This window comes from Streptomyces sp. NPDC053560 (assembly GCF_044544605.1).
In the GTDB taxonomy this organism is placed as follows: Bacteria; Actinomycetota; Actinomycetes; order Streptomycetales; family Streptomycetaceae; genus Streptomyces.
This window is the reverse complement of the sequence record NZ_JBITXI010000002.1, coordinates 264,587-290,080: the sequence shown is the minus strand read 5'-3', so window position 1 is coordinate 290,080 and position 25,494 is coordinate 264,587. Positions and strand designations below refer to the sequence as shown.

Sequence of the window (25,494 nt, the reverse complement as noted above, 5' to 3'; positions counted from 1 at the left end):
GGCGACGTCGCCCGCCGCACACCACGGCCACGTCGTCAGTCCGCTTCGGACCGCACCGCCGGGGTTTCCTGCTCCTTGCCCAGCAGGCTGTGGCGCCGCCCGTAGCCGAAGTACAGCGCGAGGCCGGCCGCGAGCCAGACCAGGAAGCCGATCCAGGTGAACACCTGGAGGTTGAGCATCAGGTACAGGCAGCACAGGAGCGAGACCAGCGGGATGACCGGCACCCAGGGCGTACGGAAGGCCCGGGGCAGGTCGGGCGCGGTCCGGCGGAGGATCAGCACGCTCGCGGAGACCGCGCCGAAGGCGAAGAGCGTGCCGATGTTGACCATCTCGGCGAGCAGGTCGAACTTCAGGAACGCGGCGAGGCACGCCATGAGGACGCCCAGCACCCAGAGGTTGATCTTCGGCGTGCCGTGCTTGGGGTCCACCTTGCACAGTGCCTTCGGCAGCAGCCCGTCGCGGGCCATCGCGAAGACGACCCGGCTCTGGGAGCGGAAGCAGATCAGGCTCACGGCGGTCAGGCCGACCACCGCGCCCACGCTGATGACGGTGGCGAAGCCCGGGTGCCCCTTCGCCGTGAAGGCGTCGGCGAGCGGTGCCTGCACCGACAGCTCGGAGTAGTGCTGCATGCCGGTGACGACCAGGCACACCGCGACGTAGAGCACGGTGACGATGACCAGCGAGGCGATGATGCCGATCGGCAGGTCGCGCTGCGGCTTGCGGGTCTCCTCTGCGGTGGTGGCGACCATGTCGAAGCCGATGTACGCGAAGAAGACCAGCGCCGCGGCGCTGAGGATGCCGGAGACGCCGAACGCGGTCGGGGTGATGCCGGTGAGCACCTGCAGCAGCGGGGCCTGCAGCCCGGAGACCTTGCCGGTCGGCTGGGCGTCGGGGATGAAGGGGTGGTAGTTGGCGGTGTCGATGAGGAACGCACCCGCGATGATCACCAGCAGCACGATGGCCAGCTTGACCGCGACGAGCACGTTCGTGACGCCCTTGGACAGCTTGCCACCCGCGATGAGCACGCCGGTGAGTACGAGGATGAGGAGGGCGGCCGGCAGGTTCATCACGGAGCCGTCGCCGCCGCTCACGGCGGCCGGCAGGTGCAGGCCGATGCCGTGCAGCATCGAGTTCAGATAGCCGGACCAGCCGACCGCGACCACCGAAGTGGCCAGCATCAGCTCCAGGCTCAGGGCCCAGCCGATGATCCAGGCGGGCAGCTCGCCGAGCGAGGTGTAGGAGTAGGAGTACGCGGACCCGGCGACCGGCACCGAGGACGCGAATTCCGCGTAGCACAACGCCGCGCAGCCGCAGACCGCTGCGGCGACGACGAAGGAGAGCGCGACGGCCGGGCCCGCCATGTCACGGGCCACCGTGCCGGTCAGTACGAAAATTCCCGTGCCGAGAATGACACCTACCCCGAGGACGGTGAGGTCCACCGCGGAAAGGTCACGGCGCAGGCGCTGTTCGCCTTCTCCGCGAGCCTCCTTCATTGCGCGTTCGAGGGGCTTCTTTCGTAGCAGACTCACGGTTTTTATCCGAACTCTCAGGGTGACCCGGGAACAGAGGGTGGCGTCCCCGACCGGGGGAGTGTCGGACAACCGCGCAGATCACCGCAACGCGACGCCCCGGTGTCTCACATAGTGATACATCTCGTCCGTGGCGGTATGTGCCCGGTCACATCACCGTACCGATGTGCCACGGCACGAATTCTTCCTCTCCGTATTCCATGGCTTCGCTCTTCGTCGGCTCGCCCGAGGCGACCGCGAGGACCCGTTCGAAAATCGCCCGCCCCGTTTCCTCGACGGTGCTGACGCCGTCAATGATGCCGCCGGCATTGATGTCCATGTCCTCGGTCATGTGCGCGTACAGCGGGGTATTCGTGGCGAGTTTCAGGCTCGGTACGGGAGCACAGCCGAAGGCCGAGCCGCGCCCCGTGGTGAAGCAGACGACCTGGGCGCCGCCGGCCACGATGCCGGTCACCGAGACCGGGTCGTAGCCCGGGGTGTCCATGAAGACGAAGCCCTTGGCGGTGACCGGCGCCGCGTACTCGACGACGTCGGCGAGCGCGGTGGTGCCGCCCTTGGCGACGGCGCCGAGCGATTTCTCCAGGATGGTGGTGAGGCCGCCCGCCTTGTTGCCGGGGGAGGGGTTGTTGTCCATCGAGCCGCCGTTCCTCGCGGTGTACTCGCGCCACCACGCGATCCGCTCCAGCAGCTTCTCGCCGACCTCCCGGGTGACCGCGCGGCGCACGAGCAGCTGCTCCGTGCCGTAGATCTCCGGGGTCTCCCCGACGACTCCGGTGCCGCCGTGCCGGACCAGCCGGTCCACGGCGTCGCCGAGCGCCGGATTGGCGGTGATGCCGGAGTAGGAGTCGGAGCCTCCGCAGTTCGTCCCGAGGATCAGCTCGCTCGCCGGCACGGTCGTCCGGCGGGCCCGGTCGGCGGCCGGCAGCATGTCGGTCAGCCGCTCGATGCCGGCCGCCACGGTCTTCCGCGTCCCGCCCAGCTCCTGGATCGTGCTCGCGGAGACCGGTAGGTCGGAGCGGAGCGGCAGCCCGTCGGTCAGCGCCTTGATCTGGTTGTCCTCGCAGCCCAGCCCGAGGAGCAGAAAGCCGGCGAAATTGGGGTGGGTGAGGTAGCCGCGCATCACACGCCGCAGCACCTCGATGCCCTCCCCGTCCGCCGCCAGCCCGCAGCCCTGCCCGTGGGTGAGGGCGACGACGCCGTCGATGTGGCCGTAGTCGTCGAGGACGCCGGAGTGGCGGAGCCGCGCGGCGATCTGCTTGGCGGCGGTGGCCGAGCAGTTGACGCTGGTGAGGATCCCCAGGTAGTTGCGGGTGCCGACCGAGCCGTCGGCGCGTACGTACCCCTGGAAGGTGGCCCGCTCGGCCGCCGGCAGCAGCTCCGTGGGCCGGGCGTCCACGGAGAACTCGTAGGCGCGCTCGAACTCCCGGTACTCCAGGTTGTGCAGATGGACGTGGTCGCCCGGCGCGATGTCCGCCGCCGCGAAGCCGATGATCTGCCCGTACCGCAGCACCGGCGAGCCCCGGCCGACGGCGCGCAGCGCGATCTTGTGGCCGCGGGGGATGTCGGCCCGGAGCGGTACGGCGAGGCCGTCCGCGTCGACCGTGGTGCCCGCCGGCAGGTCGGCGACCGCGATCGCGACGTCGTCCTGGGGCCGGAGGCGGAGGGCGCGGGCGGTGGCGGGCAGGACCATGAGCACCTCGATACGTGGACGGAGCGGGGGACCGGACAGTCGAGTGTTCGAGATATCGGCCAGCGGTTGATATCCGGAGCACGCTAGGACCGGCGGCGAGGGGTGTCAACGATGCCTCCCCGCCCGCTCCGTCGGCGCTCGCGGCCTGACGCGCCCTCAGGGGTGCCCCCTCTCCCCCTCATTGACGCCGCTCAGAGGGCGGCTTTACGCTCCCGCTCAACAGGTCGGACAGCGTTCGAAATGTCGAACGCGAGCAGAGAGGCTCCCATGCTGACGACGCCCCTGAGCGGTGTGATCCCGGTCGTCCCGACGGTCTTCGACGACGACGAGGAGCTGGACCTCGCGGGGCTGGCCCGGGTCGTCGACTACCTCATCGACGGCGGCGCCGACGCGCTGTGCATCCTCGCCAACTACTCCGAGCAGTTCTCGCTGACGGACGAGGAGCGCGACCGGGTGTGCCGCACGGTCCTCGAACACACCGCGGGCCGCGTCCCGACGGTCGTGACGACCAGCCACTACAGCGCCCGCGTCGCCGCCCGCCGCAGCAAGGACGCGCAGGCCATGGGCGCCGACATGATCATGCTGATGCCGCCGTTCTTCGGCGCCACCATGGCGGTCCCCGAGGCGGCGCTGACCGACTACTTCACCACCGTGGCCGCCGCCACCGACCTGCCGCTCATGGTCCAGGACGCCCCCATGTCCACCACCCCGCTCCCCGTCGGCGTCCTCGTCCACCTGATCAAGGAGGTGCCGCAGCTGCGGTACGCCAAGATCGAGACGCCCGGCGCCGCCGACAAGCTCCGCACCCTCATCGCCGCCGTCGGCGACCAACTGGAGGGTCCGTTCGACGGCGAGGAGGCGGTGACCCTCATACCGGACCTGGACGCCGGCGCGGTCGGCACCATGTCCAGCTCGACGGTCCCCGACCGGCTCGGCCGGATCGTGCGCCGCTACCACGCGGGCGACCGGGAGGGCGCGGTCGAGGACTGGGAGGCGCTGCTGCCGCTGATCCACTTCGAGAACCGCCAGTGCGGGCTGCGCGCGCAGAAGATCCTGCTCGCCGAGGGCGGCGTCATCGGCTCCGACCGCACCCGCGCCCCCTTCGGTCCGGTCCCGCCCGAGACCCGGGAGAGCCTCCTCGAACTGGCCCGCCGCCACGACCCGTTGGTGCTGCGCTGGGCCCGCTGAACGCCCGCCGTCTCCCCGGTCCGCCGCCGGCCGGCGGGGGAGGCGGCGGCTCAGGAGTCGCGGTCCTCGATCAGGACGACGTGCCTCAGGTAGTGGCTGCCGAGCCGGACGAGCAGGGTGGCCTGATGGCGGTCCAGCCGTACCTCGATCCGTTTGTGCCGGGCGTCGGTGGCCAGGTTCAGCAGATCGGAGGCGCAGCCCACGCTGAGGAAGTACAGCCGGGAGAGATCCACCACCAGACGGCCTTCGGGCGGCCCGCCCGTGAACGCCTCGCGCAGCGAGGCCAGCCAGTCCGCCCGGGTCGCCAGGTCGGCGTCGCCGATCAGCCGGACGCGCCCGGCCGTGTGCAGCGCCCGCAGCATGCCGGACGCTTCCAGCAGGTCGTGCGGGTGGGCCGCGCGCACGCCGTCGAGCACCGCCGGCTCGAAGGCGTCGGTGTCGTACGCGCAGACCTCGCTGTACGGGCGGGCTGTGAACAGGTGCGCCGCGTTCGCCTCGCGCGCCAGCACCTCCTCCAGGTCCGCGCCGAGGTCGGCGATCCAGTGCATGTCGCTGAAGGTGCGCAGACCGGAGTAGCGATGTGCCAGCGCCCGCTCCGTCTCCTCCCGGATGCGCTGCCACTGGCGGGCGGCGGTGAAGCGGGGCGCGGGGTGGAGCAGCCTGCGCATGCTGGAGAACTCCAACTGTCCCCGTGCGCACACGAGGTCCAGCGAGGGGCCGTTCTCCTCCAGGCGCGTACGGGCTTCATCGGGCCCGGTCTGCGGCGCTGGACAGACGATCACCCGCTCGCCGCGCTCCAGGCCCCGCCACACGTAGGCGGCCACCAGATCCCATGCCGGCCGTGCCGCGTACCGGCAGAACGCGTGGTCCCCGGAGCGCATCCGCTGTACGGGCAACGTGCCGTGGCGTCGCTGCTCCCCGGCCATCACCCGTCGCCTTCCGTCGCGCCGCCGTCCGGAGCGCACCCATCCCACTGCCGCAGCGAACATAGGCGAACCGGTCCGTGCCGCGGCGGCCCTGGTCAGCAACTGCACGGGTGTGCAGCGCAACCGACCGGCTGAGCCCGCATCGGACCGGTCCGATGCCGAATACCCACCGAAGCTGTCGTACACCTGCCTGTGGGGCCTCTGGGAGGCGGAACGGTCCGCTCGGCGGCCGAAGGGTCCGCCGGACAGCCGAACGATCCGCTGGACAGCCGAACCGTCCGCGTCCTGTGGCCGATCCGGTGGCGGCGGGCAGCGGGGAAAGGGACCATCGGTGGGTGACGGATTCGCGACCGCTGCTCCTGCTCGACGTCGACGGCCCGCTCAACCCCTGGCTGGCGCCGGAGACGCGCCGCGCCACCGGTTACGCCACGCACCGGATGCGGCCGCCGGGCTGGGAGCCGCCGCGCGATCCGCTGCTCGTACGGCTCAACCCCACGCACGGCCCGGCCCTCCTCGCCCTCGGCTGCGAACTGGTGTGGGCCACCACCTGGAAGGACGCGGCCAACACCTGGATCGGGCCGGTCCTCGGCCTGCCCCCGCTGCCCTACCTCGACTGGCCCGACGGACACCACGCGGACTCCTCCGGCGTGCACTGGAAGACCCGGCACCTGGTGCGCAGCGTGGCGGGCCGCCCCTTCATCTGGGTGGACGACGAGATCGGCCGGCCGGACCGGCGCTGGGTGGCCCACCACCACACCGGACCCGCGCTGCTGTACCGCGTCGACGCGGCAGTGGGCCTGCTGCCCGAGGACTTCGACGCACTCGCCGCCTGGGCCGCGCGTCCGGTGCCCGGGCGGGCACCCGACGAGGGCTGACCGCGGTCCGCCGGGCGCGGGCCCATTGACCGGCGGGGCGCCGCCCCATACGTTCGTCCCTCCCCCCTCTGCCCCGCGCCGCTCCCGAGTGGCGCGCCGCCCGAAGGAGGCCCAGGTGTCCGTCACCATCTGTTCCCTGCTGTGGGACGCGAACCGGCACGGCGCCGGCACCCAGCGGATCTCGTACGGCAGCGACGGCTATCACCTCGTCCGGTTCCCGTACGGCGAGTCGGACGAGAGCTACGACCCGTGGCGCATGCACGACCCGGCCAACGGCGCCGGTTCCGCCTCGGCCTTCCCCGACGCCCGCTCCGGACTGATCTGGCCCAGCCACGAGGGCTGGGGCGTGCTCTCCGCGATGGTCTTCTGGGCCGCCGACTCCCGCCCGAACGAGTACCGCGCCCGCTTCGTCCGCGACCCGCTGAACACCGGCAGCGGCTACGACTCCACCGCCACCACCGACACCTGGAAGACCGGCGGCGGCCAGTACAAGACCTACATGTGGCAGATCTTCGTCCACCCCGGCACGCCCCTCGGCCTGAAGATCTCCGCCCGGGGCAGCGGCGACACGAAGGTGCCGGTCCCGCTCACCCACGCCCAGTTCAAGTTGGCCGTACATACGGACGTCAAACGGCCCTGAAGGCGGACTGACCTGGCCTGATGGCGTGTTTCGGACGGTTGCGCAAGCGCCGACGCGAAAGTCCGGTCCCCGTCGGGCCGGCGTGGGCACGGGCGCATCGCAGCGAGCGGGAGCAAAGCTACTCGGCGAACACCCACGACAGCCTGGCCCCTCAAGCCCCTGGCCCGCGGTGCACTCGCCGTTCGGTCCCGCCGCGGCCGGGTGCGTTCACGTGTGCAAGTGGTCGATATCCTGGCGTGATGGCTGAGACAACCGGCGGTGAGCCGCAGATCGACGGACGCTCCACCCGCTGGGACGAGCACAAGGCGCAGCGCCAGATGGAGTTGGTGGATGCGGCGGTCGCGCTCATCGAGGAGGAGGGCGCGCCGTTCCGGGTGCAGCGCCTGGCGGAGCGCGTGGGGCTGTCGCGGTCGGTGCTGTACCGGCACTTCAAGGACCGTGCGGGCCTGGACGAGCTGATCCGGCGGCGCGTGGTGCAGTCGTTCATGCGGCGCATGGAGCCCACGCTCAGCTTCGAAGGCACCATCGAGGAGTCCGTGCAGCGGGTGGTGGGCGCACACCTCGACTGGGTGGCCGAGCACCCGCGCCTGTACGCCTACATGGGGGTCGGCGAGCACGCGATGGGTGACGGTTCGTTGGTGGCGGACACCAAGACGGCCATCGCGCTGATGCTGAGCGAGCGGTTCGGGGACGTACTGAAGGCGCTCGGGGTGCAGGACGCGCCGATCCGGTCCGTCGCGGTCGGAATCGTGGGGTTCGTGGACACCGCCGTCAACCAGTGGGTGCGCGATCCTCAACGCGAGGTGTCCGAGGATGAGTTGCGAGCGATGCTGTGCCGCTCGGTGTGGGCGGTGCTGGACGCGACGCTGCGGGATCTGGGCGTCGAGCTGTCCCCGCAGCAGAAGGTGTCGGATGTGGAAGGCGCTTGATGTGTGCGGCCTGAGGGGGACGAGCCGTCGACTCTGAGCACCCGGCGCCGGGGTGCCCGCTCGCCCCGGCAGCCGGTCGCTCGGGCCATGGGGCCCTACGTCAACCGCACGCCGCCACGGCGCCGTTCGCCGCGCGGCGCAGGGACTCCGTGTCCGTGAGCTTCACCCGCGGGCGGCCCGCCGCCTCGCCCGCCGCTCGCTCCGCGCGGTCGATCGCGCGCCAGACGTCCAGGCCCAGCGCATCCACTGCCACGCCAACGCTTGCGGCCGGCCGGTTGAGGCGGCCGCCGGCGAAGTCGTCGAGGAGGGACTCGACCGTCTCGTGGGCGCACGTCTTGTTGGTGCCGATGAAGCCGGTCGGACCGCGCTTGATCCAGCCGGCGACGTAGACACCGGGCTCGACCCGGCCGTTCTCGTGCGGGACGGTCGCGCCGGCCTCGTCGAAGGGCAGGCCGGGGACGGGGCGGGCCCGGTAGCCGACCGAGCGGAGGACCAGGCCGGTCTCCAGGGACTCCGTGTCGCCCGTGGGCCGAGCGCGGACCGTGCCGTTCTCCTCGGCGTGGAGCGTCGTGGGCGTGATCTCCAGGGCGTCGACCGAGCCTTCGCCCGTGAGGCGGACCGGGCTGGTCAGGAAGCGCAGCACGATGCGGCGCCGGCCTTCCACCGGTTCGCGGGCCGCCAGGCCGGACAGCAGGCGGGTCTTCTCGGTGGCGTCCGGGTCCAGGTCCTCGGGCCAGCCCTCCACCGTGACGTCCACGTCCTTCAGCGCGGAGAGCGCCAGGAGTTCGGGCACCGTGAACGCCGCCTGGGCGGGACCGCGGCGGCCGAGCAGGACGACCTCGCGGACCTTGCTCGTGCGGAGTGCCGCGAGCGCGCGGTCGGAGATGTCGGTACGGGCCAGGGCTTCGGGGTCGGCGGTCAGGATGCGGGCGACGTCGAGGGCCACGTTGCCGTTGCCGATGACGACGGCGCGCTCGGTGTCGAGGGAGTACGTGTCGTGCGCGCGGTCGGGGTGGCCGTTGTACCAGGCGACGAAGTCCGTCGCGGAGACGCTGCCGGGCAGGTCCTCGCCCTCGATGCCGAGGCGTTTGTCGGTCGCCGCGCCGACCGCGTAGATCACCGCGTGGTGCTCGCGCAGCAGGTCGGCGTGGGTGAGGTCCGCGCCCACCTCGACCCCCAGGCGGTAACGGAAACCGGGCTGGGACTCGATGGCCCGGAACAGCTCGGTGACCTGCTTGGTGTCCTGGTGGTCCGGTGCGACGCCGGCCCGCGCGAGTCCGTACGGGGTCGGGAGCCGGTCGTAGACGGTGACGTCCACGCCGGGGTGGCGCAGCAGTTCATCGGCCGCGAACAGACCGGCCGGACCGGCGCCGACGACGGCGACGCTCAACTCGCCTTCCGGGAGGCTGCGTCGCTTGGGTACCACGTACATCGGCGCGCGATCGTCGTGCGGATTCTCCTTGTAGTAGGAGGCGTTCAGTTCGAGGAAGGGCAGTTCCCCCTCACCGAGCGCCGTGTGGGGCTTGAGCGCGTCCACCGGGCAGGCGGTCGTGCAGGCGCCGCAGTCCACGCAGGTGCGCGGATCGACGTACAGCATCTCGGCGGTCCCGAAGCCGGGCTCCCCCGGCGCGGGGTGGATGCAGTTGACCGGGCAGGCCAGCACGCAGGAGGCGTCGGCGCAGCAGGATCGGGTGACGACGTACGGCACGGCGGACTGGTCTCCGTTCGGGTGTTCAGTGCAGGGTGGTACGCGGCGTGCGGGCGCTCAGTCGGCGTGCACGGCGGGCTCGCCGCGGAAGCGCGCGGGGCGGCCGGCGATGCGCAGGGCCCGCCAGACCGGGCGGGACACCTTGTTCATCAGGCCGATGTCCTCGGCCAGCATCCGCACGTCGGAGAAGAGGTTGCGGAGCATCTTCTCGCCGGCCTCGGACTTCCAGAAGACGTCCTTGATCACCCAGGCCGGGATGCCGACCTCCGCGGCGGACTTCCGGTCGGGGATCATGATGACATCGCACAGCACGCGCATGATCACCGGGAAGAGGACGGACAGGGCGCCGCGGCGGGCCTTGCCGTAGTTCGGGACGCGCAGCCGCAGGAACTCGTGGGCGAAGGAGATGTGCCGGGCCTCTTCGGCGATGTGGATCTGCATGATCCGCTGCGGGAGCGGGTGCACCGGCTCGCCGCTGCGCAGCGCTCCCTTCTGCAGGTGGTCGATGGGCTCCTCGCCGGCCAGGATGCCGGTGAAGAACGCCTCGGGGTACAGCGAGCCGAACAGCGGCAGTACGCGGCTGAGCTGACGGAACCAGCGCTTGCCGCCCGCGGTGTCCACGCCGGTGCGGTTGACCAGCTCCTGGAACATCTGGGTGTGGTGGGTCTCTTCGGTTATCTCGTGGGTGAGGTACCTGAACTCCTGGTTCTGGTTGCCCAGTTGGTAGATGTAGTCGAGCGCTCCGCGCATCAGCAGGTTCTCGAACTGCATGCCCACCTTGGCGATGACCGCCCAGCGCCAGATCCCGATCCGGATCTGCGTCTCGAGCGGCTGCTCCTGGTACCAGGGGTGGGCGCCCAGGGCGTCCGCCGAGGTCAGCACCCAGCGCGGGTCGCTGGTGTCCACGGCGAACTCGGGGTCGTCCCACTTGATGTCGGTGAAGGCGTTGAAGTTGACGTTGACGGAGCCCTCGGACAAGGTCCGCAGGCGCTCGTCGTACACCTTCCGGGTCAGGTTCGCAGACATCTTCGTCCTCGATTTTTTTGGGGGAGATGCGTGATGCGGTGTGCGTGGATGTGTCTGTGCGCGTGCGCGGTGTGCCGGGACCTGCCGGCCGGACACACCGGGCCGTCAGGCCGCGCGGGGCGTTTCCGGGGTCCCGGCCGGGGTCTCGGCCGCCGCGGCCGTTCCGGTCGCCTTCTCGAAGCGCAGTGGCCCGTCCTCGATGGGGGCGTCCTGGAGCATGGCGCGGTCGCGGTAGTAGTTGTTCCACAGCCGCCACGGGTCGCGGTTGCCCTGGCGCGGCATGACCTCATTGGCCCGGGCGATGTAGCCGGACGTCAGCGCCTCGCCCATGACGGAGAATTCGGAGCGGTCGCCGTCGGAGGCCACCGGGGTGGCGATGTCGTGGCCGTTGCGGCGCATATGGGTGAGCAGGCGGGCCGTGTAATCGGCCGCGAGGTCCGCCTTCAGGGTCCAGGAGGCGTTGGTGTAGCCGATGACGAGCGACATGTTGGGGACGCCCTCGAGCATGACGGCCTTGTAGAGGACGCGGTTCTTGACGTCCACGGGGCGGCCGTCGACGGAGAGGTCCATGCCGCCCATGAGGCGGACGCTCAGGCCGGTGGCGGTGACGACGATGTCGGCCTTCAGCTCCTCGCCGGACTTCAGGCGGATGCCGTCGGCGGTGAAGGTGTCGATGTGGTCGGTGGCGATGGCTGCCCTGCCGCTCTTGAGCACCTTGAACAGGTCGCCGCCGGGGACCACGCAAAGGCGCTGGTCCCAGGGCTTGTAGTGCGGGCTGAAGTGGCGCATGTCGACGCCCTTGCCGGCCTGCGCCCGTACCAGGCCGAGCAGTGCCTTGCGGGCCAGCCGCGGGTACCTGCGGCAGAAGGCGTAACTCCCGCGCTGCAGCGCGATGTTGCGGGCCCGGACGGCCTTGTATGTGAGCCGGGCCGGGGCGCGCACCTTCTGCAGCACGGAGGTGAGCGGGTCCACCTTGGGCAGGGCGAGCACGTAGGTGGGCGAGCGCTGCAGCATGGTGACGCTCGCGGCCTCGTCGGCCATCGCGGGCAGCAGCGTGATGGCGGTGGCACCGGAGCCGATGACGACCACGCGCTTGTTCTTGTAGTCGAGGTCCTCCGGCCAGTGCTGCGGGTGGACCAGGGTGCCCTGGAAGTCCTCCTCGCCGGGGAACCGCGGGCGGTAGGGCCGGTCGTAGTCGTAGTAGCCGGTCGCGCCGACGAGATAGCCCGCACTGTACGACTCGCGCTCGCCGGTGGTCTCGTCCTCGACCTCCACGTCCCATCGGCCGGTACGGTGCGAGAAGTCGGCGCTGATCGCGCGGCGGCCGAAGCGGATGCGTTCCAGCACGCCGTGGTCGGCCGCGGCGTCCTCGACGTACTGCCGGATCTGCGCGCCGTCGGCGAGGATCCGCGCGTCGCGCCAGGGGCGGAAGCCGAAGCCGAAGGTGGGCATGTCGGAGTCGGAGCGGATCCCGGGGTACCGGAAGAGGTCCCAGGTGCCGCCGACCCGGGCACGGCGCTCGAGCACGACGAGCGACGCGCCGGGCTCGTCGCGCAGGACGCGGGACGCGGCACTGATACCGGATATGCCGGCGCCGATGACCAGGACGTCGACGTGCTGCTGCTCCATGTGCGGAGGTCCTAACTCTCGCTCGCGGGGCCCTGGTCGAGAAAGATGCGGGGCCGCCGCCGCTCGGGACACTGACGACTGTTCACGTGTTCACGCGTGGTTCCACAGCTGTTGCGTTCCCGCAATTTACCTGCGACACACTGTTTCAGATACCGCCGGTAACGTGATGTGGGTCACTTTTTACGGCGTGAGGTGCCCGACCAGCGCACGGGCTTCGGGAATCTCCGCAGGGCGCAGGGCGCAGGGCGCAGGGCGCAGGGCGCAGGGCGGGGCGTGGGGCGCAGGGCGCTCGTCCAGGCCGGCGCTCCGCTGGGCCTGAAGATCTCCGCCCGGGCAGCGGTCGGTCGATCAGGGCCGGGCTCAGTCGACCAGACCGAGCACCGGGCGCAGGCCGTCCGGGCGTTCTGCGGCCGGGAGGTGGTCGACGGGGAAGTAGCCGCAGCCGAGCGTGCGGGCGCCGCCGTCCGCGTGGCGGTCGTCGCCGACCATCAGGACGTCCCGCGGGGCGAGCCCCAGCTCCCGGCAGGCCAGTTCGAAGAGGCGCGGGTCGGGCTTCTGGATGCCGTGCTCGTAGGAGAGTACGTACGCGTCGATCAGCGGGGCCAGTCCGTGTGCCCGCAGCACCGGCCGCAGGTCCCAGCCGATGTTGCTGACCACCCCGGTCGCCGCGCCGCGCTCGCGCAGCCCGCGCAGCACGTCGGCGGCGTCCGGGTACGGCGCCCAGGCGGCCGGCGACTTGTGGCGGACGTACAGCGTGTCGTACAACTCCTCGGCCGGCAGTGGCACCTGGCGGGCGAGCGCGGTGTACAGCTCGCGGTGGTGCTCCGCCGTACGGTCCCGGATGCGCCACAACTCCGCCAGCCCGTCGGGCAGCCGCTCCGGTGAGGAGCCGCCGGGCAGCGCCCCCGCGCGGTCCAACTCCCGTGCGGCGGTGGCGAATTCCTCCTCCGTCATGGTGATACCGGTCTCGTCCAGCGCGCCGCGCAGCCACGAGGCGACCGGCTCGATCCGCAGCAGCGTCCCGGAGAAGTCGAAGAGCACACCCTTGTACGCCATGACCACATCCTGACCCGTCCGGCGCCCCGTACCAAGCACGACCGCCGTGGCGGGCCGGTGCGCCGACGCCATGGGCCTGACGCCATGGGCCTGACGCAACGGGCCGGTCGCGGTAGGCGGTCGGCCCTGTGGTGCCGTCAGTCCTGGCCAGGTGGTGCAGGCGTCGCCGCCGCTGAGGCGAGCCGCGTGTACAGGCCCGTCGCCACGGCCACCAGGGCCGCGCCGAGGAGCCAGCCGGCCAGTACGTCGGAGAGCCAGTGCACGCCCAGATACAGGCGGGTGGCGCCGACACCGAGCACGGACACCGCGCCCACCGCGCCCACCACCCGCAGCCACGTCACGGGCGCGCCGCGCTCGCGCAGCACCCACAGCGCCAGTCCGGCCGCGACCATGGCGGTCATCGCGTGCCCCGAGGGGAACGCGGCGTAGTGCGCCGAGTCGACCGGGTCCGGCCAGACCGGACGCGGGCGGTCCACCGCGGCCTTGACGCCCTGCTGCAGCAGCGTCCCGGCGACGGACGTGGCCGCGACCCAGGCCGCGAGGACACGCACCCCGCACCACAACAGCCACCCCACCAGCACCACCAGCGCCGCGCGCATGGTCCAGGGGTCCCACACCCAGTCGCTGAGGACGCGGTTCACCGCGGTCCAGTCCGGCGAGGTGCGCGCGACCCGGTGCAGTTCGCCGGCGACCGTCCGGTCCGCGTCCATCAGCGGTGACCAGCGGACGATCACGAGGACGGCGAGCGCCACGGCCACCGCGGCGAGCCACCCCGCGGCGCGGAGCGCCCGCGCGCTTGTCGCGGGCCCGGACGGCACGGCGGGCCCGGAGGCCCTGTCGATCCCGGAAGACGACGGAGGAGACGGAGATCCCATGCCTCGATCCTGACGGAACGACCCCGGTCAGGGCCACTCGTGGCCGCGCGCGTCGTCCGCCGCCGTCACGTGAGGGCGCTCAGCCCCGGTACGAAGGTGACGAGCAGCGGGACGACCGGCACCAGCGCGGCCATGGCCGTCATGCCCAGACGGCGGCCCGGGGTGAGCCGGGCCGCGGGGGAGAGCAGCCGGTCGACCCGCGCCGGGACCTGCGCGCACTGGGTCGGGGTGGGGCCGAAGACCCCGCGGTCCTCGTTCAGTTCGACCAGCGCCAGGGCGGTAGTGAGCCGTCCGAAGCGCCGGGAGGCGATGTCGTCCGCGGACAGTTCCACGAGCCGGTGCACCTGGTCCTGGAACGCGGCGAAGACCGGCACCTGCGGAAAGCCGACGGCCAGCGCCGCCGCGCAGTGCAGCAGCAGGTGATGACGGGCGCGGGCGTGCCCCTTCTCGTGCGCGATCACCGCGTCGAGCTGCTGCCCCTTCAATCGGCGCAGCGCGGCGGTGGTGACCACCAGCTGGGGCGAGAGGCCGGGCAGCCACCACGCCTCGGCGCGGTCGCCCTCCAGCACCACCATCGGGTCACCGGTCCGCTCCTCGCCGGGCAGCAGCGGAGAGCGCAGCGCGACATCGGCGCGGTGCCGTTTGCGGCGCGCCCGCGCGGCCCGCACCTCCCGGGTCAGCACGACAGCGGTCCACGCCCCGCCGCAGGCGAGGAGGACGGCCAGCGGCGCGGCCCAGGAGCCGTACGCACCGAGCGCGTACGCCTCGATGACGCCGCGCGGGGCGAGCGCGAAGACGTTGCCCCGGACGGCTTCCCAGGCAGCGGCGGCGCTCAGCGACATGGCCAGCACACAGCACAGCAGCACACCGGCGACCACGCACTGCCAGACCCAGAGGGCGAGCACCGGCTCGCGGTCGGGCCAGCTCGCACGGGCCATCAGGCGCGGCGCCATTGCCGCCGCCAGCGCGCCGAGGAGGATCAGCGCGAAGGGGACCATCATGGCCGTCACTTTATGAGCGGGAGGCTACTGAGAGGTACGGTCTCGCCCAGAGAGTGACGTATACCACCGGGAGTTGAGGTGTGAGGTGCTCGGGGGAGCCGCCACGACTCGCCTCGGCCCCGCACCGCCGCGCCTCACACCGCCAGCAGCATCGTGAACATCCCCATACTCATGGCCGTCCGGCAGGCGCTCAGCAGCTCGGGCCTCGGCCCGGCCGCCACCCCGCCGCCCGGCGCGCTGCCCGCTGCCAGCACGGCGGGGGCCGGTATCAGCCGGAGGCCGGAGGCGACGGCGTGCGCGGCGTAGTAGGCGAGCAGCAGGCCGGTCAGGACGGGCACACCGCCCGCCCCGCCGTGGCCGCCGTGCCCGGTACCGGCCGGCACGGCCGTCATCGCCAGCGCCATGTAGACCATGGCGAGCGAACCCACGGCGTGGTGACGATGGCGGGTGGCGACCGCCCACACGCCCGTCGCCCCGAAGACCCCCACGAAGACCCATGCCGACCAGGCCGGCACGGGCACGGCCGGGGCGGGCAGCGCCATCACCCCCATGCCCAGCGCCATCACCGCCTCGCCGCGCGCCCGCGCGCGCAGGTCCGCGTTCCGCTCCGTCCCCGCCCGCGAGCGCACGAGGCAGTACATGCCCGCCGCTGCGCACAGCACGACCAGCAGCCAGCCGGTCGTCACCGGTCCGTGCACGGTGTACCTCCCCCTGGAGCACCTACGGACCGCGCGCGCCGGATCTCCGGCGCGAACGATCTCTTCCGCTCGCAGGATGCCCATCGGGGCCCTGCTTCACGGGAGCGCACAGGCGCACTAGGGAGCGCGTGTGCGAATGGTCGTCGGCCGCCGGATCGCCGCCGGCCGACGGCACGCGTCAGATCCCCGGCCGATACCGGATCGGGTGGTCCGCCGGGACTTCGGTGAGGACGATCCGGTGGCCGTCGGGGTCGGCGATCCACATCTCGATCAGCCCCCACGGCTCCTTGACCGGCGGCCTGAGGATCTCCACGCCGTTCGCCACCAGCTCCTCGTGCGCCGCGGCCGCGTCCGCGACCTGGAGCCAGAGCTGGAGCGTCGGGGTGGGCGGCTCCTCTGACCGGCCCGAGACCTCCAGGAAGCCGCCGCCGAGGAAGTACACGACCCCGCGCTCGGGCCCCGTACCGAACTCCCGGTACACGGGAAGGCCCAGCGCCTTGCCGTAGAACTCCCGCGACCGCTCGGGGTCGGCCGGCCGCACCAGCACTCTGCTGCTCAGTACCTGCACCATGGCACGGACCCTAAAGGTTCCCGGGCTTCGGGAACACGGCGACGTGCGGGTCCGCCCCCTTGTTAGCCTCGACACCACCGGGCGCCACGCCTGCCCGGCGCGCACCCACCGGGTCACCCGCCCGGCGCGTACGCACGGCCCCGCCCGCCCCGAGAGGACCCCCGCCCGTCATGGCCACCACGCCGGCTCCCGAGCTGACTTTCCGCCCCGCCACCGCGTCCGACGTCCCCGACCTCGTCGAGCTGGTCGAGTCGGCGTACCGGGGCGACGCCAGCCGCGCGGGCTGGACCACGGAGGCGGACCTGCTCGCGGGGCAGCGCACCGACCCCGAGGGCGTCGCCGCGGTGGTCGAGGCCGAGGGCAGCCGGCTCCTGGTCGCCGAGCAGGACGGCGAGCTGGTGGCCTGCTGCCAGCTCGAACACCGCGGGGAGCACGCGTACTTCGGCATGTTCGCGGTACGCCCCACCCGCCAGGGCGGCGGCCTGGGCAAGGTCATCATCGCCGAGGCCGAGCGCACCGTGGCCGAGGAGTGGGAGGCGCGCGAGATGCACATGACGGTCATCCGGCAGCGCGCCGAGCTGATCGCCTGGTACGAGCGCCGCGGCTACGCGCGCACCGGCCGGATGACCCCGTTCCCGTACGGCGACGAGCGGTTCGGCATCCCGCAGCGCGCCGACCTGGAGTTCGAGCTGCTGGTCAAGAAGCTGGCCTGACGCCGGTCGGGAAGCCGCCCTGACGGGGCCCGCGCCGTGGCCGTTACGCCGTGAAGCGCGTCGCCCGGCGGATCTCGGGGAAGTCGGTGATCACGCCGTCCAGGCCGAGCCCGCGGGCGATCCGCAGCTGGTCGTGGGTGTTCACGGTCCAGGCGAGCACCCGCAGGCCCGCCGCGTGCGCGCGCTCGGTCAGCTCCAGGGTGAGCCGCCGGATGTTCAGCGAGACGTAGCCGGCGCCCACCGCCTGCGCCCGGTCCACCACGTCCTTGCCGTACCGGCTGGCCACGAGGCCGGTGCGGACGCCCGGCAGCAGCGCGCTGACCGCCGCCAGCGCCTCGTCATGGAAGGAGATCACGTCGACCCGGTCGACGAGGTCCTGCTCGCGCAGCACGTCGGCCAGCGCGCGGGCCGCCGCCACGTCCTTGATCTCGGCCTGCAGCGGCGCTTTCACGGCCTCGACGACCTCTTCGAAGACGGGGATCCGTTCGCCCTCGCCCGCGTCCATCTCACGCAGCGCGGCGAGGGTGTGGTCGGCGATCGGCCCGTGCCCGTCCGTCGTACGGTCCACCTCCGCGTCGTGCATGACGACGAGCGCACCGTCCTTGCTGAGGTGCAGGTCCAGCTCGATGAGGTCGAGCCCCTCGTGTTCGGCGCGGCGGAAGGAACGCAGGGTGTTCTCCGGCTCCACGCCCATGACCCCGCGGTGTCCGATGGTCAGGAAGGACAAGGCTGCCTCGCTTCTGTGGCTGTCGGCTGTGGCTGGCAGTGCGGCACCGGCGCCCGGCTGGGGCACGGCTGCCGGAAACGGCGGCCAGCCTAACGGGCCACGCTGACGGCGAAGGGAACACCGGATGTCGTCGCGGCGTGCCCCGCGCGGGCGCTCGCGACGCCCAGCACGAGGCCGGTGATGACGGCGGCGACCAGTACGGCACGGGTGCTCACGCGGGGTGTCTCCCTCGTCGGCGGGCGGTGCGGAGGGCACCTGTCTTATCCGGGCGGGGCGCGGGGCCGCGAATCCGGTCACCCGTGCGTGGGCGCGTCCTCCGCGTGCTGACGCCGCAGCGCCGGCGGGACGCTCCGGCCCCGGCCGTCCGCCGCCCGCCGGGCCCCTTCCGGCGCCCCGCACCCCAGCCGTTCCAGGTCGGCGAGCATGGCCTCGGCCAGCTCCAGCTCGGCCAGATGCTGCCGCTCGCTCCAGCCCAGCGCGACGCGCGGGAAATCGCCCTCGCGCTCCGCCCCGATCCCGGAGAGCGCCTCCCGTACCTCCCGCAGCGCGGCCCGGGTGCGGTCGCGGTGCCGCTCCACGAGGGTGCGCAGGGTGCCGGGCACGGCGAGGTGCCCCAGCCAGACGCGCAGGACGAGCGGGTGCTTGAGGACCGGCGGGCCGCAGTCGTGCGTGCTCTCCGCCCAGGCGGTGAGCGCGTCCCGGCCGTCCGGGGTGATGGTGTAGCGGCGCTTGGCCCGCGGTTCCTCCGGGCCCGAGCGCCGGGAGGTGACCAGGCCCAGCTCCTCCAGGCGGCGCAGTTCGGCGTAGATCTGGCTGATGGCCGGCGACCAGTAGAAGAAGCGGAGCGAGGCGTCGGCCCACTTCTTGAGGTCGTAGCCGGTGCGGTCGTCACGGAAGGAGAGCAGCCCGAGCACCGCCCAGGCGGTGACGGGAAGTCGCGGGTACGTGGTGGCCCCCTGGCGGCGGTAGGGCGTGCTGGTCCCGGCCATCTTGGAGGCGCGGCGGGGCGGCGTGGCCGCGGAGCCCGAAGATCGCGTCTTTCCGCACGGTCCTGAGCGGCCGCTGATCGTGCGATGAGCGGATGATGACCGGTTCCGTCCGGTCCCGGTACGGCTGTCACCCGAATGGCCAGGTAGGACAGAAAACGCCGAGGAGCGGCCCGATCGCAGGAAAAACATCTCCGACAACGGGGGTACGACAGGATGATTTCCTTCGCTCCCCCTTGAGAGTCCGAAGCCTCCCTGGTTACGGTGTCCCCACCACACGATCTCCTGCCGGAGGGCAGTCATGACGGAAATTCTTTCGCCTGTGGGTGTCCAGGCGGGTACGTCGACCGCTGAGCGCGTCGTCGAGCACGCGGCCTGGCCGGTCCTCAAGGACGCGGTCGAGGCCCTGCGGCCCTGGCAGTCCGGCGACGGCTCCATCGACCTCGGCGCCGAGGGCGCGCCCGCGCCCGAGGACGTCCGCCGCGAGGTGGACCGCGCCATAGCCGCGGTCGAGGCGCTCTCTCCGCTGCTGCCGCACGACGCCGCGTACCACCGCGCGCTCGTCGCCGATCTGCGCCGCTGGGCCGACGGCGGCTTCGGCGTGCCGGACTTCCTGGACTCGCTGCTCGCCTTCCAGCCGGCGCGCGGCCGCGAGGACGGCCTCCAGCACCTGGTCGTCTTCCCGATGTACACCCAGAACGGCAACCCGGACCGCAACTTCGAGGCCGTCGTGCTGCGCATGGTCTGGCCCGAGTGGCTCGCGGACCTGGAGCGCACGCGCTACGACAACCCGCTGTTCTGCGGCATCACCTTCGAGGACTTCACCGCCGGGTACGACACCAACTCCGCGGTGCTCTTCCCCGAGACCATCGCCGTGCGGGAGGCCCCGGAGCGCTTCAGCTGGGGCGGCATCTTCTGCGACCGCGAGGCCGCGCGGTTCCGCCGGGTCAGCGAGGCCGCCGTGGAGGTGCTGGGCATCGAGCTCCCGGACGACGTCCGCGCGATGCTGTCCGACCAGGACCGGTGCCAGGAGGCGTTCGTCCTGTGGGACATGGTCCACGACCGTACGCACAGCCACGGTGACCTGCCCTTCGACCCCTTCATGATCAAGCAGCGGCAGCCGTTCTGGATGTACGGCCTGGAGGAGCTGCGCTGCGACCTCACCGCCTTCAAGGAGGCCGTGAAGCTGGAGGCGGAGGGCCTGCCGCAGGCCAGGGACGTGCAGTACGCGGTGATCTTCGACCGGATGTTCCGCTTCCCGGTCACCGGTGACCGCGTGAAGAACTACGACGGCCTCGGCGGCCAGCTCCTCTTCGCCTACCTGCACCAGCACGACGCCGTGCGCTGGACGGACAACACCCTGCACATCGACTGGGAGCGGATCCCGCAGGTGACGCAGGAGCTGTGCGGCGAGATCGAGAAGCTCTACCGCGACGGCATCGACCGGCCCAAGCTGGTCCACTGGTTCGCCGCCTACGACCTGGTCTCCACCTACCTCGCGCCGCACCCCGGCTCGGTCTGGGCCAAGGGTCCCGACGCCCTGGACCTGAGCCTGCCGCCGCGCAAACTCGTCGACGAGGTGCTTCCGGACGAATTCCCGCTGAGCATGTTCTATGAGGCCCTGCGCAAGAAGCTCCGTGAGGTGATTGCCTCCACCAAGGGCATCACGGCGGGTACCGCGGCCGGAGCGGCGGCGTGAGCGCGGACGAGAAGCAGCGGGAGGCGGAGATGACTACGACTTCGACCGGGAACCAGGGCGTGCTGGACGGCGCGGTCGTCGCGGTGGCCGGCGCGGGCGGCCCGGCGGGCCGGGCGGCGCTGCTGCGGCTGGCCGAGGCGGGGGCCACGGTCGTCGCCTCGGACGCGGACGCGGAGCGGCTGGCCGAGGCGGTGGACGCCGCGCGGTACGCGCACGGCGGCGCGACCGTCACGGGAGACACCGTCGACCTGCTGGACCTGGCCGCCACCCGGGAGTGGGTGGACCGTACGGAGAAGGAGTTCGGCCGGATCGACGGGCTGGTGCACCTCGTGGGCGGCTGGCGTGGCTCGGCCTCCTTCGCCGAGACCGACCTCGCCGACTGGGACCTGCTGGAGAAGTTGCTGGTCCGTACCGTCCAGCACACCTCGCTCGCCTTCGAGGGGGCGCTGCAGCGCAGCGGGAACGGCCGCTACCTGCTGATCAGCGCGGCCGGCGCGAGCAGGCCGACGGCCGGGAACGCCGCCTACGCCGCGTCGAAGGCCGCGGCCGAGGCCTGGACGCTGGCGCTGGGCGACGCCTTCCGCAAGGCCGGGGGTGAGAGCGGACCGCGTGCGGCGGCTGCGATCCTGGTGGTCAAGGCGCTCGTCAACGACCGGATGCGCGCCGAGCGACCGAACGCCAAATTCGCGGGCTTCACGGACGTGACGGAGCTGGCCGAAGCCGTCGTCGGCGTCTGGGACCGGCCCGCCCGGGAAGTGAATGGACAGCGTCTGTGGCTGACCCCCAAGCCGTGACCGAGGCAGTGACCGAGGCCGTAGCGAAGGCCGTGACCGAGGCCGTGGGCCCCGCCGTGCGCGAAGCGGTGGGCCGGGCGGAGCGGGCCACGGAATCCGCCGCCGGCACCGGCAGGACCGACGCGCGGCGCCACCACGACCCGTCGGTGCGCGGCTTCGCCAGCGACAACTACGCCGGCACGCACCCCGAGATCCTCGAAGCGCTCGCCCTCGCCAACGGCGGTCACCAGATCGCCTACGGCGGGGACGAGTACACCGAGAATCTCCAGCGTGTCATCCGGAGCCACTTCGGGCCGACCGCCGAGGCCTTCCCGGTCTTCAACGGCACCGGCGCCAACGTCGTGGCCCTCCAGGCCGTGACGGACCGCTGGGGCGCCGTGATCTGCGCGGAGTCCGCACACATCAACGTCGACGAATGCGGCGCGCCGGAGCGGGTCGGCGGCCTGAAGCTGCTGACCGTCCCCACCCCGGACGGCAAGCTCACCCCGGAGCTGATCGACCGCGAGGCGTACGGCTGGGACGACGAGCACCGGGCCATGCCGCAGGCCGTGTCGATCACGCAGAACACCGAACTGGGCACGCTCTACACCCCCGACGAGATCCGGGCCATCTGCGAGCACGCCCATGAGCGCGGCATGGTCGTCCATCTCGACGGCTCCCGGATAGCCAACGCCTCGGCGTCGCTGGACGTTCCCATGCGGGCGTTCACCAACGCCGTGGGCGTGGACATCCTCTCGCTCGGCGGCACGAAGAACGGGGCGATCTTCGGCGAGGCCGTGGTCGTCATCAACCCTGACGCCGTGCGCGCCATGAAGCACCTGCGCAAGCTGTCGATGCAACTGGCTTCCAAGATGCGCTTCGTGTCGGTGCAGCTGGAGGCGCTGCTCGCAAAGGACCTGTGGCTGCGCAACGCCCGGCACGCCAACACGATGGCGCAGCGGCTGGCCGCCGGGGTGCGCGTCGTCGACGGTGTGGAGATCCTCTACCCGGTCCAGGCCAACGCCGTCTTCGCGCGGCTGCCGCACGACGTGAGCGAGCGCCTGATGAAGCGCTACCGCTTCTACTTCTGGGACGAGGCGGCCGGCGACGTCCGGTGGATGTGCTCCTTCGACACCACGGAGGACGACGTGGACGGGTTCGTCGCCGCGCTCCGCGAGGAGATGGGCAAGCCCTGACCCGTACGGGCTGCGGACCACCCCTGGCACGGTTCAGCGAACTGTACTGTAAAGGTCAGTTTGCTGAACCGTGTCCGTGCGTGCTGGAATGCCTGGCATGAGCATTTCCGTCACCGTCTCCGACGACGTCCGGGCGCTGGCCCCCGGCTTCGCGCACCTTGTGGTCGAGGCCCGCGACCTGGTCAACGGGCCCAGCGACGAAGCCAGTTCGGCGCTCCTCGACGAAGCCGCCGCCCGGCTCGCCGTACGGCTCGGCGGTGCGCCCCCGCAGGACGAACCGCACATCGCCGCCTGGCGCGCCGCGTACACCGCCTTCGGGGCCAAGCCCTCGCGCACCCGCAATTCCGCCGAGGCGCTGGCCCGGCGTGCGCTGACCGAGGGCGGCCTGCCCCGCGTGAACCGACTCGTCGACGTCTACAACGCGATCAGCGTCGCGCACGCCATCCCGGTCGGCGGCGAGGACCTGGACCGCATCGAGGGCGACATGCGGCTCGTACGCGCCACCGGGGACGAGCCGTTCGAGACGGCCGCGGGCGGCGCACAGGCCGTCGAGCACCCCGAGCCGGGCGAGGTCGTCTGGCGGGACGCCGCCGGCGTCACCTGCCGCCGCTGGAACTGGCGGCAGGGCGTCCGCACCCGCCTCACCGAGGACTCCACCCGCGCGCTGTTCCTCCTGGAGCGCATGGCGCCGATGTCCCTCGACGCGCTGGAGGAGGCGGGTGCCGAGCTGGCCGAGGCGCTGGAGAAGTTCTCCCCGGGCGCGCGCATCCAGCTCGGCGAGATCCGCCGCTGAGGTCAGCTCACCGCGCGCGGTGCGGGTGCCGTGCCGCCCAGGTGGGCCGGTACCCACCAGGTGTCCTCCGGGCCCCTGGGGCGTACGGGGTAGGCGCGCTGGGCCGCCTCCAGCAGGTCCTGCACCCGGGTGCGCAGCCGGTCGGTGATCTTCTCCGGCTGCTCATCCGCGGGCGCGTCGAGCGGCTCGCCGACCCGGATCGTGATCGGGAAGTGGTTCCGGCCCAGGTCGCGCTTGTGGCCCTTGGTCCACAGCCGCTGGGTGCCCCACAGCGCCATCGGGAGCAGCGGCACGCCGGCCTCCTGGGCCAGCCGGGCCGCGCCGGACTTGAAGTTCTTCAGCGTGAAGGACTCGGAGATGGTGGCCTCGGGGAAGACCCCGATGATCTCGCCCCCGCGCAGCGCGCTCAGCGCGTGGCGGTAGGCGTGCACGCCCTGGGAACGGTCGACCGGTATGTGCTTCATGGCGCGCATCAGCGGGCCCGAGACCTTGTGCCGGAAGACGGAGTCCTTCGCCATGAAGCGCACCAGCCGCTTCGCGGGGCGGGCCGACAGGCCGCAGAAGACGAAGTCCAGGTAGCCGATGTGGTTGCTGACGAGGACCGCGCCACCGCGCCGCGGGATGTTCTCCGTGCCCGCGATGTCGAACTTGAGGTCGAGCGCCTTGAACGCCGTCCGGGCGAAGCCGATGACGGGCGGATAGACGAGCTCTGCCATGTCGGGGGTTCCCCTTCTGTGTGCCTGGGGAGGGGTTCTCCCGGCGGGAAGTTACGCGGCCGTAGCCTTGCGGCTTTCGGGAGATCGTGCCCGAAGAAGGCCGCAGTGGCCACCGCCGCGCCGCTTCGGGACGGGAGATCCTCGTCACGTCATGGTGCGGGGGTCACCGCACACCTACCCCGGGCGGCCCGGCGCCACGGCACCGCGCGGGTGTCCGTCCCCTCGGGAGCGGGCGGCCGGGAATGCCCGCGGGCCTGCCTACGCTGGTCCAAAAGTACGTGAGGGACGCGCGCCGGCGCGGCGACGGAAGGCCGAAGGTGGCAGGGCAGGCAGCAGGACAGCAGGGACCGGAGCGGCTGACCGCGGAGCGGATCGGTGCCGGACTGGGGGAGCGGGCCACGCTCGTGCAGTTCTCCAGCGCGTTCTGCCAGCCGTGCCGCGCCACCCGCCGCACCCTGGAGGACGTCGCCGGGATGGTGCCCGGTGTGGCCCACGTCGAGGTCGACGCCGAGGCCCACCTCGACCTCGTACGCGAGCTGCGCATCGACCGCACCCCCACCGTCCTGGTCCTGAACGGCGCCGGCGCGATCGTCCGCCGGGCCGCCGGGCAGCCGCGCAAGGCGGACGTCATCGCGGCGCTGGGCGCCGCCGTGGACTCGTGACGCCCGCGACGACGTGCTCCTTTGCACGCTGCGTGATTGTTGTCGCACCTGCCGGTGAGCACTTGACTGCATCACGCACGCATCGTCAGTCTGACGTCATGCGGCCTGACCCCCTTCTGTACGGACGCGCCCACGTGGACCTCCTGCGCACTGCGAGCGCGTGCTGTCCGGGCCGGTGAGCAGCGACGACAGCACCGCTCCGGCACGTACGCCACGGCAGAAGGACTCGTTCATGACCGTCTCGCCCGACCTCGCCGCACCCCGGCTGGCCTCTCCCGAACTGCTGCGCTCGGTCTTCCGGAAGCACGCGGCGGGAGTCGCCGTGATCACCGCACAGGGCAGCAGCGCCCCCGTCGGCTTCACCGCCACCTCCCTCACCTCCGTCGCCGCCGAGCCGCCCCTGATCTCCTTCGGGGTGGGCACCGGCAGCTCCAGCTGGCCCGTCGTCGCGGAGGCGGAGTACGTCGGCGTCCACATACTCGGCGAGGACCAGCAGGAACTGGCCGCCACCTTCGCGCGGAGCGGCGCCGACCGCTTCGCCGCGCCCACCTCCTGGCGCACCGGCCCCCAAGGCGTGCCGGTCCTCGACGGCGTGCTGGCCTGGATGGTCGGCCGGGTCGTGGCGCGGGTGCCCGCGGGGGACCACCGGATCGTGCTCGCCGAGGTCGTCGTCGGGGATCCGACGGGCCACGGCAAGCCCTTGCTGTACCACCAGGGTCGGTTCACCGCCCTACGTGATTGACGCCCCGTCCGGCGGCCCCGACACGCCAGGCCGGGGCCGTTGGCAAGGTCACAGTTCGACGAGCTTGATATCGGGGATACGCATAGGTGTACTGGCGAGTAATATTTCGGTCGGCGCGGGGACGCGCACCCGACCGGGAGCCGCCC

Annotated in this window: 27 protein-coding genes; 12 read left to right on the top strand and 15 right to left on the bottom strand. The window is 72.0% G+C overall.

Translation table 11 applies throughout. The annotated features are described in order from the left end of the window. Positions 1-35: 35 nt before the first annotated feature. Both ACIGQF_RS04545 and ACIGQF_RS04540 read right to left on the bottom strand, forming a co-directional pair. Complete coding sequence (locus tag ACIGQF_RS04545) at positions 36-1,493, bottom strand: amino acid permease (RefSeq protein ID WP_399706365.1); 1,458 nt, start codon at positions 1,491-1,493, stop codon at positions 36-38. A 184-nt stretch (positions 1,494-1,677) separates the two neighbouring features. After that, entirely contained in the window at positions 1,678-3,219 is a 1,542-nt protein-coding gene (locus tag ACIGQF_RS04540; protein WP_399705454.1) for a UxaA family hydrolase, read from the bottom strand. Between the two features lie 267 nt (positions 3,220-3,486). On the opposite strand from ACIGQF_RS04540, the gene ACIGQF_RS04535 reads away from it, so the two are divergent. Next, on the top strand, positions 3,487-4,407 hold the full coding sequence (locus ACIGQF_RS04535; protein WP_399705452.1) for a dihydrodipicolinate synthase family protein: 921 nt from the start codon (positions 3,487-3,489) through the stop codon (positions 4,405-4,407). Between the two features lie 50 nt (positions 4,408-4,457). Here the strand turns inward: ACIGQF_RS04535 and ACIGQF_RS04530 are convergent, their stop codons facing one another. Next, complete coding sequence (locus tag ACIGQF_RS04530) at positions 4,458-5,333, bottom strand: MEDS domain-containing protein (RefSeq protein WP_399705451.1); 876 nt, start codon at positions 5,331-5,333, stop codon at positions 4,458-4,460. A 335-nt stretch (positions 5,334-5,668) separates the two neighbouring features. On the opposite strand from ACIGQF_RS04530, the gene ACIGQF_RS04525 reads away from it, so the two are divergent. The 3 genes from ACIGQF_RS04525 (at position 5,669) to ACIGQF_RS04515 (ending at position 7,777) form a co-directional block, all read left to right on the top strand. Beyond that, entirely contained in the window at positions 5,669-6,208 is a 540-nt protein-coding gene (locus ACIGQF_RS04525; RefSeq protein ID WP_399705448.1) for a hypothetical protein, read from the top strand. Between the two features lie 115 nt (positions 6,209-6,323). Continuing rightward, a complete protein-coding gene (locus tag ACIGQF_RS04520; RefSeq protein ID WP_399705445.1) occupies positions 6,324-6,848 on the top strand; it encodes a hypothetical protein in 525 nt (174 codons plus the stop codon). Positions 6,849-7,087: 239 nt separating this feature from the next. After that, positions 7,088-7,777 carry a TetR/AcrR family transcriptional regulator gene (locus ACIGQF_RS04515; RefSeq protein ID WP_399705442.1) on the top strand — a complete coding sequence of 230 codons (690 nt, stop codon included), beginning with the start codon at positions 7,088-7,090 and terminating at the stop codon, positions 7,775-7,777. Between the two features lie 100 nt (positions 7,778-7,877). Here ACIGQF_RS04515 and ACIGQF_RS04510 read toward each other — a convergent pair whose 3' ends face one another. The 8 genes from ACIGQF_RS04510 to ACIGQF_RS04475 form a co-directional block, all read right to left on the bottom strand. Continuing rightward, a complete protein-coding gene (locus ACIGQF_RS04510; RefSeq protein ID WP_399705441.1) occupies positions 7,878-9,485 on the bottom strand; it encodes an FAD-dependent oxidoreductase in 1,608 nt (535 codons plus the stop codon). A 57-nt stretch (positions 9,486-9,542) separates the two neighbouring features. Continuing rightward, positions 9,543-10,511, bottom strand: coding sequence for a diiron oxygenase (locus ACIGQF_RS04505; RefSeq protein ID WP_399705438.1), 969 nt, complete (start codon positions 10,509-10,511; stop codon positions 9,543-9,545). Between the two features lie 105 nt (positions 10,512-10,616). Continuing rightward, the gene (locus tag ACIGQF_RS04500; RefSeq protein WP_399705436.1) at positions 10,617-12,140 is read right to left on the bottom strand and encodes a flavin-containing monooxygenase; all 1,524 of its coding nucleotides are present in this window, start codon (positions 12,138-12,140) and stop codon (positions 10,617-10,619) included. A 360-nt stretch (positions 12,141-12,500) separates the two neighbouring features. Next, positions 12,501-13,196, bottom strand: a complete 696-nt coding sequence (locus ACIGQF_RS04495) for an HAD family hydrolase (RefSeq protein WP_399705433.1) — start codon at positions 13,194-13,196, stop codon at positions 12,501-12,503. Between the two features lie 137 nt (positions 13,197-13,333). Then, positions 13,334-14,071, bottom strand: a complete 738-nt coding sequence (locus ACIGQF_RS04490; protein ID WP_399705430.1) for a phosphatase PAP2 family protein — start codon at positions 14,069-14,071, stop codon at positions 13,334-13,336. Positions 14,072-14,136: 65 nt separating this feature from the next. Then, complete coding sequence (locus ACIGQF_RS04485; protein ID WP_399705428.1) at positions 14,137-15,072, bottom strand: M56 family metallopeptidase; 936 nt, start codon at positions 15,070-15,072, stop codon at positions 14,137-14,139. Positions 15,073-15,206: 134 nt separating this feature from the next. Beyond that, on the bottom strand, positions 15,207-15,770 hold the full coding sequence (locus ACIGQF_RS04480) for a DUF5134 domain-containing protein (RefSeq protein ID WP_399705425.1): 564 nt from the start codon (positions 15,768-15,770) through the stop codon (positions 15,207-15,209). A gap of 178 nt (positions 15,771-15,948) precedes the next feature. Beyond that, the gene (locus ACIGQF_RS04475; protein WP_399705422.1) at positions 15,949-16,341 is read right to left on the bottom strand and encodes a VOC family protein; all 393 of its coding nucleotides are present in this window, start codon (positions 16,339-16,341) and stop codon (positions 15,949-15,951) included. A 170-nt stretch (positions 16,342-16,511) separates the two neighbouring features. Here ACIGQF_RS04475 and ACIGQF_RS04470 point away from each other — a divergent pair, with 170 nt between their 5' ends. Continuing rightward, positions 16,512-17,054 carry a GNAT family N-acetyltransferase gene (locus ACIGQF_RS04470; RefSeq protein WP_399705419.1) on the top strand — a complete coding sequence of 181 codons (543 nt, stop codon included), beginning with the start codon at positions 16,512-16,514 and terminating at the stop codon, positions 17,052-17,054. Between the two features lie 43 nt (positions 17,055-17,097). Here the strand turns inward: ACIGQF_RS04470 and ACIGQF_RS04465 are convergent, their stop codons facing one another. From ACIGQF_RS04465 to ACIGQF_RS04455, 3 genes are all read right to left on the bottom strand, one after another. Then, positions 17,098-17,781 carry a glycerophosphodiester phosphodiesterase gene (locus ACIGQF_RS04465; RefSeq protein WP_399705417.1) on the bottom strand — a complete coding sequence of 228 codons (684 nt, stop codon included), beginning with the start codon at positions 17,779-17,781 and terminating at the stop codon, positions 17,098-17,100. Between the two features lie 89 nt (positions 17,782-17,870). Beyond that, positions 17,871-17,996 carry a hypothetical protein gene (locus ACIGQF_RS04460; RefSeq protein WP_351598893.1) on the bottom strand — a complete coding sequence of 42 codons (126 nt, stop codon included), beginning with the start codon at positions 17,994-17,996 and terminating at the stop codon, positions 17,871-17,873. A 78-nt stretch (positions 17,997-18,074) separates the two neighbouring features. Further along, positions 18,075-18,770 (bottom strand): PadR family transcriptional regulator, encoded by a 696-nt coding sequence (locus ACIGQF_RS04455; RefSeq protein ID WP_399705414.1) that lies wholly within the window; start codon positions 18,768-18,770, stop codon positions 18,075-18,077. 298 nt (positions 18,771-19,068) lie between these two features. On the opposite strand from ACIGQF_RS04455, the gene ACIGQF_RS04450 reads away from it, so the two are divergent. The 4 genes from ACIGQF_RS04450 to ACIGQF_RS04435 all read left to right on the top strand — a co-directional run bounded on the left by ACIGQF_RS04450 (position 19,069) and on the right by ACIGQF_RS04435 (position 23,228). After that, positions 19,069-20,466, top strand: a complete 1,398-nt coding sequence (locus tag ACIGQF_RS04450) for a DUF6421 family protein (protein ID WP_399705412.1) — start codon at positions 19,069-19,071, stop codon at positions 20,464-20,466. A 29-nt stretch (positions 20,467-20,495) separates the two neighbouring features. Next, positions 20,496-21,260 carry an SDR family NAD(P)-dependent oxidoreductase gene (locus ACIGQF_RS04445; protein WP_399705409.1) on the top strand — a complete coding sequence of 255 codons (765 nt, stop codon included), beginning with the start codon at positions 20,496-20,498 and terminating at the stop codon, positions 21,258-21,260. 68 nt (positions 21,261-21,328) lie between these two features. Continuing rightward, positions 21,329-22,435, top strand: a complete 1,107-nt coding sequence (locus ACIGQF_RS04440) for a threonine aldolase family protein (protein WP_399706363.1) — start codon at positions 21,329-21,331, stop codon at positions 22,433-22,435. 97 nt (positions 22,436-22,532) lie between these two features. Further along, entirely contained in the window at positions 22,533-23,228 is a 696-nt protein-coding gene (locus ACIGQF_RS04435) for a B3/4 domain-containing protein (protein ID WP_399705407.1), read from the top strand. Positions 23,229-23,230: 2 nt separating this feature from the next. Here the strand turns inward: ACIGQF_RS04435 and ACIGQF_RS04430 are convergent, their stop codons facing one another. Continuing rightward, positions 23,231-23,944, bottom strand: a complete 714-nt coding sequence (locus ACIGQF_RS04430) for a lysophospholipid acyltransferase family protein (RefSeq protein WP_399705404.1) — start codon at positions 23,942-23,944, stop codon at positions 23,231-23,233. Between the two features lie 317 nt (positions 23,945-24,261). Here ACIGQF_RS04430 and ACIGQF_RS04425 point away from each other — a divergent pair, with 317 nt between their 5' ends. The 3 genes from ACIGQF_RS04425 to ACIGQF_RS04415 all read left to right on the top strand — a co-directional run bounded on the left by ACIGQF_RS04425 (position 24,262) and on the right by ACIGQF_RS04415 (position 25,348). Then, positions 24,262-24,606: a thioredoxin family protein gene (locus ACIGQF_RS04425; protein WP_399705402.1), complete on the top strand. Its 345-nt coding sequence runs from the start codon at positions 24,262-24,264 to the stop codon at positions 24,604-24,606. Between the two features lie 98 nt (positions 24,607-24,704). Then, positions 24,705-24,785, top strand: coding sequence for a putative leader peptide (locus ACIGQF_RS04420; RefSeq protein WP_399706361.1), 81 nt, complete (start codon positions 24,705-24,707; stop codon positions 24,783-24,785). Between the two features lie 53 nt (positions 24,786-24,838). Then, on the top strand, positions 24,839-25,348 hold the full coding sequence (locus tag ACIGQF_RS04415; protein ID WP_399705399.1) for a flavin reductase family protein: 510 nt from the start codon (positions 24,839-24,841) through the stop codon (positions 25,346-25,348). The last annotated feature ends 146 nt before the right edge of the window (positions 25,349-25,494 follow it).

What these genes read in the sequence shown, in the direction of transcription:
- ACIGQF_RS04545 (WP_399706365.1), bottom strand. Translation starts at nt 1,493, where the DNA reads ATGAAGGAGGCTCGCGGAGAAGGCGAACAGCGCCTGCGCCGTGACCTT.
- ACIGQF_RS04540 (WP_399705454.1), bottom strand. Translation starts at nt 3,219, where the DNA reads ATGGTCCTGCCCGCCACCGCCCGCGCCCTCCGCCTCCGGCCCCAGGAC.
- ACIGQF_RS04535 (WP_399705452.1), top strand. Translation starts at nt 3,487, where the DNA reads ATGCTGACGACGCCCCTGAGCGGTGTGATCCCGGTCGTCCCGACGGTC.
- ACIGQF_RS04530 (WP_399705451.1), bottom strand. Translation starts at nt 5,333, where the DNA reads ATGGCCGGGGAGCAGCGACGCCACGGCACGTTGCCCGTACAGCGGATG.
- ACIGQF_RS04515 (WP_399705442.1), top strand. Translation starts at nt 7,088, where the DNA reads ATGGCTGAGACAACCGGCGGTGAGCCGCAGATCGACGGACGCTCCACC.
- ACIGQF_RS04505 (WP_399705438.1), bottom strand. Translation starts at nt 10,511, where the DNA reads ATGTCTGCGAACCTGACCCGGAAGGTGTACGACGAGCGCCTGCGGACC.
- ACIGQF_RS04500 (WP_399705436.1), bottom strand. Translation starts at nt 12,140, where the DNA reads ATGGAGCAGCAGCACGTCGACGTCCTGGTCATCGGCGCCGGCATATCC.
- ACIGQF_RS04495 (WP_399705433.1), bottom strand. Translation starts at nt 13,196, where the DNA reads ATGGCGTACAAGGGTGTGCTCTTCGACTTCTCCGGGACGCTGCTGCGG.
- ACIGQF_RS04490 (WP_399705430.1), bottom strand. Translation starts at nt 14,071, where the DNA reads ATGGGATCTCCGTCTCCTCCGTCGTCTTCCGGGATCGACAGGGCCTCC.
- ACIGQF_RS04485 (WP_399705428.1), bottom strand. Translation starts at nt 15,072, where the DNA reads ATGATGGTCCCCTTCGCGCTGATCCTCCTCGGCGCGCTGGCGGCGGCA.
- ACIGQF_RS04475 (WP_399705422.1), bottom strand. Translation starts at nt 16,341, where the DNA reads ATGGTGCAGGTACTGAGCAGCAGAGTGCTGGTGCGGCCGGCCGACCCC.
- ACIGQF_RS04470 (WP_399705419.1), top strand. Translation starts at nt 16,512, where the DNA reads ATGGCCACCACGCCGGCTCCCGAGCTGACTTTCCGCCCCGCCACCGCG.
- ACIGQF_RS04455 (WP_399705414.1), bottom strand. Translation starts at nt 18,770, where the DNA reads ATGGCCGGGACCAGCACGCCCTACCGCCGCCAGGGGGCCACCACGTAC.
- ACIGQF_RS04450 (WP_399705412.1), top strand. Translation starts at nt 19,069, where the DNA reads ATGACGGAAATTCTTTCGCCTGTGGGTGTCCAGGCGGGTACGTCGACC.
- ACIGQF_RS04445 (WP_399705409.1), top strand. Translation starts at nt 20,496, where the DNA reads ATGACTACGACTTCGACCGGGAACCAGGGCGTGCTGGACGGCGCGGTC.
- ACIGQF_RS04435 (WP_399705407.1), top strand. Translation starts at nt 22,533, where the DNA reads ATGAGCATTTCCGTCACCGTCTCCGACGACGTCCGGGCGCTGGCCCCC.
- ACIGQF_RS04430 (WP_399705404.1), bottom strand. Translation starts at nt 23,944, where the DNA reads ATGGCAGAGCTCGTCTATCCGCCCGTCATCGGCTTCGCCCGGACGGCG.
- ACIGQF_RS04420 (WP_399706361.1), top strand. Translation starts at nt 24,705, where the DNA reads ATGCGGCCTGACCCCCTTCTGTACGGACGCGCCCACGTGGACCTCCTG.
- ACIGQF_RS04415 (WP_399705399.1), top strand. Translation starts at nt 24,839, where the DNA reads ATGACCGTCTCGCCCGACCTCGCCGCACCCCGGCTGGCCTCTCCCGAA.